General features: G+C 67.4%; 10 protein-coding genes. 2 read left to right on the top strand and 8 right to left on the bottom strand.

The genetic code is table 11. From position 1 onward, the window contains the following. Nucleotides 1-15 precede the first annotated feature (15 nt). Nucleotides 16-660: an SDR family NAD(P)-dependent oxidoreductase gene (locus DYI42_RS22265; protein WP_213549105.1), complete on the top strand. Its 645-nt coding sequence runs from the start codon at nt 16-18 to the stop codon at nt 658-660. Nucleotides 661-681: 21 nt separating this feature from the next. On the opposite strand, the gene DYI42_RS22260 is transcribed toward DYI42_RS22265, so the two are convergent. The 8 genes from DYI42_RS22260 to argS form a co-directional block, all read right to left on the bottom strand. Continuing rightward, nucleotides 682-2,496: an ABC-F family ATP-binding cassette domain-containing protein gene (locus tag DYI42_RS22260; protein WP_213549102.1), complete on the bottom strand. Its 1,815-nt coding sequence runs from the start codon at nt 2,494-2,496 to the stop codon at nt 682-684. 68 nt (nt 2,497-2,564) lie between these two features. Continuing rightward, complete coding sequence (locus tag DYI42_RS22255; protein ID WP_213549101.1) at nt 2,565-2,726, bottom strand: hypothetical protein; 162 nt, start codon at nt 2,724-2,726, stop codon at nt 2,565-2,567. Then, nucleotides 2,723-2,869, bottom strand: coding sequence for a hypothetical protein (locus tag DYI42_RS22250; protein ID WP_213549100.1), 147 nt, complete (start codon nt 2,867-2,869; stop codon nt 2,723-2,725). The genes DYI42_RS22255 and DYI42_RS22250 overlap by 4 nt, the downstream gene beginning before the upstream one ends. Beyond that, a complete protein-coding gene (gene scpB, locus DYI42_RS22245; protein ID WP_213549104.1) occupies nt 2,862-3,479 on the bottom strand; it encodes an SMC-Scp complex subunit ScpB in 618 nt (205 codons plus the stop codon). The genes DYI42_RS22250 and scpB overlap by 8 nt, the downstream gene beginning before the upstream one ends. Nucleotides 3,480-3,531: 52 nt before the next feature. Then, on the bottom strand, nt 3,532-4,323 hold the full coding sequence (locus DYI42_RS22240; RefSeq protein WP_213549099.1) for a segregation and condensation protein A: 792 nt from the start codon (nt 4,321-4,323) through the stop codon (nt 3,532-3,534). Next, nucleotides 4,316-5,341 (bottom strand): glycoside hydrolase family 3 N-terminal domain-containing protein, encoded by a 1,026-nt coding sequence (locus DYI42_RS22235; protein WP_342344724.1) that lies wholly within the window; start codon nt 5,339-5,341, stop codon nt 4,316-4,318. Before DYI42_RS22235 ends, DYI42_RS22240 begins: the two co-directional genes overlap by 8 nt. Nucleotides 5,342-5,378: 37 nt before the next feature. Continuing rightward, complete coding sequence (locus tag DYI42_RS22230) at nt 5,379-6,419, bottom strand: SPOR domain-containing protein (protein ID WP_213549098.1); 1,041 nt, start codon at nt 6,417-6,419, stop codon at nt 5,379-5,381. Between the two features lie 101 nt (nt 6,420-6,520). After that, nucleotides 6,521-8,263: an arginine--tRNA ligase gene (gene argS, locus DYI42_RS22225; RefSeq protein WP_213549097.1), complete on the bottom strand. Its 1,743-nt coding sequence runs from the start codon at nt 8,261-8,263 to the stop codon at nt 6,521-6,523. A gap of 96 nt (nt 8,264-8,359) precedes the next feature. Here argS and DYI42_RS22220 point away from each other — a divergent pair. Beyond that, a partial coding sequence (locus tag DYI42_RS22220; protein WP_213549096.1) for a hypothetical protein occupies nt 8,360-8,578 on the top strand: 219 nt, incomplete at its 3' end.

Here is an 8,578-nt window from a genome sequence, read left to right as displayed (position 1 = left end):
CGCCACACCCGCCCCATGGAAAAGACAGCCCTCGTCACCGGCGCCTCGCGCGGCCTCGGCGCAGCCCTCGCAGAGGCCCTCGCGCCCACCCACCACGTGATCGCCGTGGCCCGTACCACCGGCGCGCTCGAAGAGCTCGATGACCGCATCCGCGCCCGCGGCGGCGCGGCCACGCTGGCCCCCATGGACATAGCGGTAGAGCCCGCCATGGAGCAGCTGGTCAATTCCATCGCGGGCCGCTGGGGCGGGCTCGACCTCTGGATTCACACCGCCGTGCACGCCGCGCCCCTCGGGCCAACCGCGCATCTCGATGACAAGGATTGGCAAAAGAGCCTCGACACCAACCTCACCGCCACCCGGCGGCTGATCTCGCTCGTCGAGCCGCTGCTGCTGGCGCGCTCAGGCACCGCCGTCTTCTTCGATGATCCGCGCGGCGGGCAGAAGTTCTTTGGCCACTACGGCTCGACCAAGTCCGCCCAGATGGCACTGGTGCGCGGCTGGCAAGCCGAAACCGTCAACACCGGGCCCCGCGTGTTGGTGCTGGAGCCGCGCGCCATGCCCACCGGCACCCGCGCGCGGTTTTTCCCCGGTGAGGATCGCGCCCCACTCACCAGCCCCGGCGAGGAGGCCAGCCGCCTGCTGCCCGAGATTCTCGGCTGACGCCCTTCATGGCCTCCGGGCTCACCCGGCAGCCTTTTCCTCCAGCACCAGCCATTCCTCTTCGGCAGCCTCAAGCCGGGCCTGCCGCTCGGTCAACGCCTCTGTCGCTTTCCTGAACTTCACCGGCTCGCGGGTAAAAAGTTCGGGATCGCTCATCAACTTGGTGAGCTTGCCGATCTCGGCCTCCAGCCGCTCGATCTCGGCAGGCAAGGCCTCCAGTCGGTGCTTCTCGGTAAAGCTGAGGCCACCAGCCTTCGCCTTCTCCGGCGCAGGCGCGGGCTTTGGCTGAGGCTTCTTCTCCGCCACATCCGCCGCGCGCTGCCAGCGCCCGCCGCCCTGCGCTACCAGGTCCGACCAGCCGCCCGCATAAATCGTCGCGCGGCCTTCGCCCTCCAGCACTACCGAGCGGGTGGCGACGCGGTCGACGAAATCGCGGTCGTGGCTCACCAGCAGCACGGTGCCGGGGTAGTCCGAGAGCACCTCCTGAAGCAGGTCCAGCGTCTCGATATCAAGGTCGTTGGTCGGCTCGTCGAGCACCATCAGGTTGCTTTCGCGGGCCATCAGCCGGGCCAGCAGCAGCCGCGCCTTCTCGCCCCCCGAGAGCGAGCGCACCGGGGCGCGGGCTTGTGCCTCGTCGAAGAGAAAGTCCTTCAGGTAGCCCACCACGTGGCGCGGCTGGCCCCGCACCATCACCTGATCGGCCTGCCCGCTCACCCGCATCGCCGGATCGCCCGCGAGGTTCTCCCAAAGGCTCGCGTCGGGGTCGAGCGCGGCGCGCGACTGGTCAAACACCGCCATCTCCACGCCATGGCCCATCTTGATGCGCCCCTCATCGGGATCGGTCTTGCCAATGAGCATGTTGATGAGCGTCGTCTTGCCCGCGCCATTGGGGCCCACAAAGGCCACGCGCTCGCCGCGGGTGAGCTTGATGTCGAAGGGCCGCAAGATCAGCTTCTCGCCGTAACGCTTTGCAATCCCTTGCGCTTCCAGCACCACCTTCCCGCTCTTCGTGCCCTCTTCCAGCTCCAGCGCCGCCACGCCCTTGCGGCGCACCTGCCCCGCCCGCTCGGCCCGCAGTTCCTGCAAGGCCCGCACCCGGCCCATGTTGCGCTTGCGCCGGGCAGAGATGCCCTCCACCGCCCAACGCGCTTCAGCCTTGATCTTTCGATTGAGCTTGTGACGGGCCGTATCTTCCTCTTCCCAGGTCTTGTCGCGCCACGCCTCGAAGGCGGCAAAGCCCTGCTCCTGCCGCCGCACCTCGCCCCGGTCGATCCAGAGCGTGGCCCGGGTCAGCGCAGTGAGGAAGGCCCGGTCGTGCGAGATAAGGACGAAGCCCGCGCGGGTTTCGGACAGCTCCCGTTCGAGCCACGCAATCGCCTCGATATCAAGGTGGTTGGTGGGCTCATCCAGCAGCATCAGCTCGGGCGCCTCGGCAAGCAGTTTGGCCAGGGCGGCCCGGCGCCGCTCCCCTCCGCTGGCGGCCTCCACCGGCGTGTCCAGGCCAAACTTCAGCCCCTCGGCCACCGCCTCAACCCGCCAGGCCTCGCTCTCGTCCAGCCCGCTCACGGCGAATTCGCCCAGCGTGGCGAAGCCCGCCATCGTGGGCTCCTGCTCCATGTAGCCCACCCGCACACCGGGGGCGGCCACAACCTCGCCCGCGTCGGGCTCCACGAGGCCCGCCATCACCTTCATCAGCGTGGATTTGCCCGAGCCGTTGCGCCCCACCAGCGCCACCCGGTCGCCGGGCTGCACGGTCAGAGAGACCCCGTCGAAAACGGGGTTGCCCCCGAAGGTGAGCGAAATGTCGGAGAGTTGCAGAAGCGGGGCGCGGGCCATGATGCGCGTGGCCTATCCCGGCCCCACGGAAGGGTCAAGCTGTCGGGCGGGTGAAACCCACCACGCCGTCAGAACCGCCCGAACATCCGCCCGATCCTGAGCGCCGAGCGCAGCTTGCGGCGTTCCGCGTTGCCACCCTTCGCGCCGCCCATGCCGCCGTTGCGGCCAGCGCGGCGCCGCGAACGCATCAGCATCCGCAGCACCATGTTGATGAGCTGGCCGGCGTTCACTCGTCGTCCTTCTTGCCATTGCCCAGCATGCTGTCCCGGGCCGAGTTCATGCCCTGGCTCATCTTGCTGTTCATCGCGTGGCGGGCCTTGTCGGAGAACTGCATCACGATCGTGCGCCAGATCTGCGATAAAATGCTATTCATCTGTGTCTTCCTCTCTGAAAAGTTCGTCTTGGTCTTGGCTGTCGTCCGCCTCGTCCTCACCGTCTCCCAGCCCGACCATGCCCGGCGGCGGGCGGCTGTCGAGCAGGCCCGCGGCCCTGAGCTCTTTGAGCCCCGGCAGGTCGCGAGCAGATTCCAGGCCGAAGTGGTCCAGAAAATCCTGTGTCACCACATAAGTCACCGGGCGGCCCGGCGTCATGCGGCGGCGGCCGAAGCGGATCCACTCCAGCTCCAGCAGTTGGTCCACCGTGCCCCGGCTCACGCTCACGCCCCGGATCTCCTCGATCTCGGCGCGGGTGACGGGCTGGTGATAGGCCACGATGGCCAGTGTCTCGATCGCGGCGCGGGAGAGCTTGCGCGTCTCGACCGTCTCCTTCTGCATCAGGAAGCCGAGATCGGAGGCCGTGCGCATGGCCCAGGCCTCGCCCACCTTCCGCAGCTCCACGCCCCGCCCCTCGTAGCGCTTTTGCAGGTTCTCCAGCGCAACAGCAGCCTCGGCCCCGTGCGGCATCCGCGCGTTCAACTCGGCCACGGTGACGGGCTCGGCGCTGGCAAAGAGAATGGCCTCCACCATCCGCTCCTGCTCACCCATCGGCGGGGCCTCGAACAGGCTTTCCTCCACTGGCTCCAGATCATCGGGCAGGTCAACCACGGGGCACCTCCTTCAGCTTGATCTGGATCGGGGCGAAGGTGTCTTCCTGCCGGATCGTCAGGTGCCCGTGCTTCACCAACTCCAGCGAGGCGGCAAACGTGGCCGCGGTGGCAGAGCGCCGCCGCACCGGATCGTTCTCCCATCCCTCGGGCAGGTAGGTCATCAGGTTGGTCCACTCGCCCGCATAGCCTATGAGGCCGCGCAGCCGGTCCAGCGCCTGCTCCATGGTAAACAGGTTTTCCCGGTCCATGATGTAGGGGCGAAACTCGTCCTTGGTGCGCGTGCGGGCATAGGCCTTCATCAGGTCCATGAGCGTGGCGGTGTAGGTCACGCGCCGCACCCGCTCCACGCTCTCGGGAATGCCCCGGGCAAAGAAGTCGCGGCCCATCTGGTCGCGCGCCATCAGCTTCGCGGCCACGTCGCGCATCGCTGAAAGCCGCTCCAACTGGAAGGCCAGATGCGCGGCCAGTTCCTCGCCGCTCGGGCCCTCTTCCGAAGGGTCGGGCGGCAGCAGCAGCTTGGATTTCAGGAAGGCGAGCCAGGCGGCCATCACCAGATAGTCGGCGGCCAGCTCGATGCGCAGCTGCTTGGCCTTCTCCACAAAGGCCAGGTATTGCTCGGCCAGTTGCAGGATCGAGACCTTGCGCAGATCCACCTTCTGGGTGCGTCCGAGCGTCAGCAACAGGTCCAGCGGGCCCTCGAAGCCATCCACGTCGACGATCAGCGCCTCGGCGGCCAGCCGGTCGGAAACATCGCCAAAGCCCGTGGCCCCATCCTCAGCCATCTGCCGCCTGCCCTTTCAACAAGGCCGCGTGTTCGGCCTCCAATGCACTCCTGTCGATGGTATCAGGCGTGCGGCGGGCTTCCAAGGCGGCATCCACCCGCGCAAGGCTTGTTTCATTCATATCTTCGGCAATCCCGGCCAACGCTTTCAGCTCGGAGAACACCCCCTTGCAATAGAGCACCACGTCGCAGCCCGCCGCCAGTGCGGCCTCGGCCCGTTGCGGCAACGCGCCATCCAACGCTTCCATGCTCAGATCGTCGGTCATCAGCAGCCCGCCAAAGCCGATCTCCTCGCGGATCAGCGCAATCATCGCCGGGTCCACCGTGGCCGCCGTGCCGGACAGCGCCTCGTAGACGATATGGGCGCTCATGCCCAAGGGCAGATCGTTCAGGGCTTCGAAGGCGGCAAAATCGGTCACCCGCAGGTCCTCGGCGGAGGCCGAGACGCGGGGCAGCTCATGGTGGCTGTCCATGGTGGCGCGGCCATGGCCGGGGATGTGCTTGAGCACCGGCAACACCCCGCCCGCGAGCAGGCCATCGGCCACCGAGCGCGCAGCTTTCACAACCGTTTCAAGGGTTTCCCCGTAACACCGGTTGCGCAGCACCGGGTGGGTGCCTGCCTGTGCAATGTCCCCCATCGGGGCGCAATTGCCGTCGATCCCGATGGCGCGCAGATCATCCGCGATGAGCCTGTAGCGCAGCTCCATCGCCCGTGCGGCGCGCGCGGTGCCAACCTGCGCCACCTCGTCCAACGGCGGCAGCCAACTGCGCCAATGGGGCGGCCCCATGCGGTCTACCCGTCCGCCTTCCTGGTCGATGAAGATCGGGGCCTCCCAGCCCACCGCGTCGCGCAGGCCGGCGGTCAGCGCCTTCACCTGCTCAGGGTGCACAATGTTGCGCTTGAAGAGGATGAAGCCCACAGGGCTCACATCCGCAAAAAGCGCCGCCTCCTCAGGCGTCACCTCCGGCCCGTCACACCCGAAGATGTACGGAGACAACCGCGCAGGACGCTGACTCACCGCGCGCCGCCCATCGCGCACATCTCTATCGCGCCCCTCACCGCGCGACGACCGGAATGCATTCGGCCCGCTCGGCCACGAGCGCGGCGCAGAAGCGGCGCGCGTCGGAGAGGTCGGCAAAGCCCTGCGCCCGCAGGCGATAGAAGGTCTTCCCTCCGCTCTCGGCCTCCATGATCAGGCGGCTCTTTTCTACCATCAGGCTGTCGAATTGCCCGGCCAGCCTGGCCCAAAGCTGCGCGGCCTCCTCGGGGCTCTCGAAGGCGCCAAGCTGCACCAGGCGCGTGCCTGCGGGCACGGCCTCGGCCCGCGCGACTTCGGCGCTTTCGGGCACCACGGGCGCGGCCTTCTGCGCCTCCGCGCTCGGCGCGGGGGCTTCCAGCCCGGCAGGCCGCAGGCGGGGCCGCAGAGAGCGCTTCACGCCCGGCAGCTTGGCCAACTTCGCCTTCTCCGGATCCACCGGCTCAGGCGCAGCCCCCGCCTCGCCGCCCGAAAGCGGCTCCGCGCCCTCGCTCACCTGCCCCGCCAGCGCAAGCGCCACGGCAACCGGATCGTTGGGGTCCACATCGTCCGGCAGGTTCGCGGCCACAGCCATTTCGCGCTCCACCAACTCGCCATCGGCGGCCTCACTCGCTGGCGTCACCTCCTCGGCGGCGGCTTCGGCAGCCTCCACCTCGCGCTGCACCATCGCCGCCAGCGGCAGATCTTCCTCGCTCAGGGTCGCCGGGCCGGGCGCCAGGGTGATCTCGTCTGGCAGGTCTGCGGCCTCGCCCTCGGCGGCCACGTCGTTGACGGCAAGGCCGGTGTGGTCAGCCACCTCGCCGCCCGGGTCTTCCGGCGCAATCCGCATCGGGCCGTCCAGCGCAGCCACCACGGGCACGCCGGTCACGTCGCGCACCACGATCCTGTAGCCCCAGATACCCAGCCCCACGATCAACGCCAGGCTCATCGCCGCACCGGCCATGTTCACGGCCTTGGCGGCGGCTGCGCCCCGTCCGGGGGTGTCATCCCAAGTCTCGTCCTGAACCTGCTCATGGCCGTGATGTGCGGCGCCTTCCGGCTCCCACACGACCTCACTCATGGGTCGATGATCCATGCTCGCCTCGCTCTCTCGGCCCGCCCTCTTCCCGGGGCTGGGCTCGCTTGCCTGCCTCCCCGATCGGTGGCGCGGGCCTGAAAGGCTCAGCGCATCTCTTCCGCCGGGGTTACACCCAGGATACCAAGACCGGACGAAATGACAACGGAAACGGCCTTCGCCATGGCGATTTTCGGCAAAGAGGCGCTTTCGTTGCCCTCCTGGAAGAACCGAAGCTCCGGCGTGTCGTTGCCCCGGTTCCAGAGCGCGTGGAAGGCCTGCGCCAGTTCGTAGAGATAAAAGGCGATCCGATGCGGCTCGTGGCCCCGCGCCGCAATCTCCACCAGCCGCGGCCATTCCGCCAGCTTGCGCGCCACCGGCAGCTCGGCCTCATGCAGCGTATCAAGGTCCTGGTCGAGCATCGTCACCGGGTCCAGCTTCCAGCCAGCCGCCTCGGCCTTGCGCATCACCGAACGCACGCGGGCATGGGCGTATTGCACATAAAAGACAGGGTTGTCCTTGCTCTGCTCCAACGCCTTGGCGAAGTCGAAGTCGAGCGGCGCGTCGTTCTTGCGGGTGAGCATCACGAAGCGGGTCACATCCGCGCCCACCTCGTCCACCACGTCGCGCAGCGTCACAAAGGTGCCCGCCCGCTTGGACATCTTGAACTCCTGCCCGTCCTTGAACAGCTTCACCAGCTGGATCAGCTTCACATCCAGCGGCACGCGGTTTTCGCTCAGCGCGGCGACAGCGGCCTTCATCCGCTTCACATAGCCGCCATGGTCGGCCCCGAAGATGTCGATCAGCTCGTCAAAGCCGCGCTGCACCTTATCGTAGTGATAAGCGATGTCGGGGGCGAAATAGGCCCAGTTGCCATCGGCCTTCTGCACCGGGCGGTCCTCGTCATCGCCATATTCCGTCGAGCGGAACAGCGTCTGCTCCCGCGCTTCCCAGTCCTCGGGCAGCTTGCCCTTGGGCGGCTTCAGCTTGCCCTCGTAGATCAGGCCCTTGCCCTTGAGGTCGTCAATCGCCGCCTCGATCTTGCCGGTGCCGTAGAGGCTCTTCTCGGAGAAGAACACATCCATCTCGACGCCCAGCGCCTTCAGGTCTTTCCGGATAAGGCCCATCATCGCGTCAGTGGCAAAGTCGCGCACCTCTTCCAGCCAAAACTGCTCGCCCTTGCCCACAAAGGCGTCGCCCACCTTGTCCTTCAGCGCTTCGCCTACCGGGATCAGGTAATCGCCCGGGTAGGTGCCATCTTCAAACGCCACATCCTGCCCGTGCGCTTCGAGGTAACGGAGGTAAACCGAGCGGGCGAGCACATCCACCTGCGCGCCGCCGTCGTTGATGTAATATTCCCGCGTCACCTCGTAGCCCGCATAGGCCAAAAGGCTCGCCAGCGCGTCGCCAAAGACGGCACCCCGCGTGTGGCCCACGTGCATGGGCCCCGTCGGGTTGGCCGAGACGAACTCCACGTTCACCCGCTTGCCATCGCCAAGATCAGAGCGGCCATAAGACCACCGGTCGGCCAGCGCCGCCTTCACCACGCCGCCCCAGACCTCGCCTGCGAGCGCAAGGTTGATGAACCCCGGCCCGGCAATCTCGGCCCGCGCGATGCGCGCGTCACTCGCCAGCCGCTCGGCCAGCGTGGCTGCAATCTCGCGCGGGTTGACCTTGGCGGGCTTGGCCAGCACCATCGCCGCATTGGTCGCCATATCGCCATGGGCCGCATCGCGTGGCGGCTCCACCGTCACATTGGCAAGATCGAGGTCTTCGGGCAGCGCGCCCTCGGCCATCATGGCGTCAAGCTCGGCCACCACAAGCGCACGGATATCGGCAAACAGGTTCATCTCGTCGGTCCTTCTCGTATGCCCGCGTCTCTACCAGCACCCCGGCAGGGGTCAAGCACCGCTTGCCGCGCGACGCCTGGCTGATACAACGGCGCCATGACGGCGGAGATCGGCCCATACTACAGCCAATGGGGTGTGCATGTGGCGATTGCCGCACTGCTGTTGGGTCTCGCCTTTCGCGGCCCTCTGCGCTGGGGCGCGGCTCTTCTGGCGCTCGCCCTGCCCGCCTTCGCCTGGCTCATCTTGTTGCTGATGGAGAGCCTCGGCACCACACCGCCCCCCGACACCGGCTGGACGCTTTATGCCCTGTCTCTT

It is taken from the genome of Vannielia litorea (assembly GCF_018424695.1).
GTDB lineage: Bacteria > Pseudomonadota > Alphaproteobacteria > Rhodobacterales > Rhodobacteraceae > Vannielia > Vannielia litorea_A.
Note: the sequence above shows the minus strand (reverse complement) of the source record. Positions and strands in the feature narration are given on the sequence as shown.

Coding starts and splice junctions, on each gene's coding strand:
- DYI42_RS22250 (WP_213549100.1), bottom strand. CDS start 2,869: ATGAATAGCATTTTATCGCAGATCTGGCGCACGATCGTGATGCAGTTC.
- DYI42_RS22260 (WP_213549102.1), bottom strand. CDS start 2,496: ATGGCCCGCGCCCCGCTTCTGCAACTCTCCGACATTTCGCTCACCTTC.
- argS (WP_213549097.1), bottom strand. CDS start 8,263: ATGAACCTGTTTGCCGATATCCGTGCGCTTGTGGTGGCCGAGCTTGAC.
- DYI42_RS22240 (WP_213549099.1), bottom strand. CDS start 4,323: ATGGCTGAGGATGGGGCCACGGGCTTTGGCGATGTTTCCGACCGGCTG.
- DYI42_RS22230 (WP_213549098.1), bottom strand. CDS start 6,419: ATGAGTGAGGTCGTGTGGGAGCCGGAAGGCGCCGCACATCACGGCCAT.
- scpB (WP_213549104.1), bottom strand. CDS start 3,479: ATGGGTGAGCAGGAGCGGATGGTGGAGGCCATTCTCTTTGCCAGCGCC.
- DYI42_RS22265 (WP_213549105.1), top strand. CDS start 16: ATGGAAAAGACAGCCCTCGTCACCGGCGCCTCGCGCGGCCTCGGCGCA.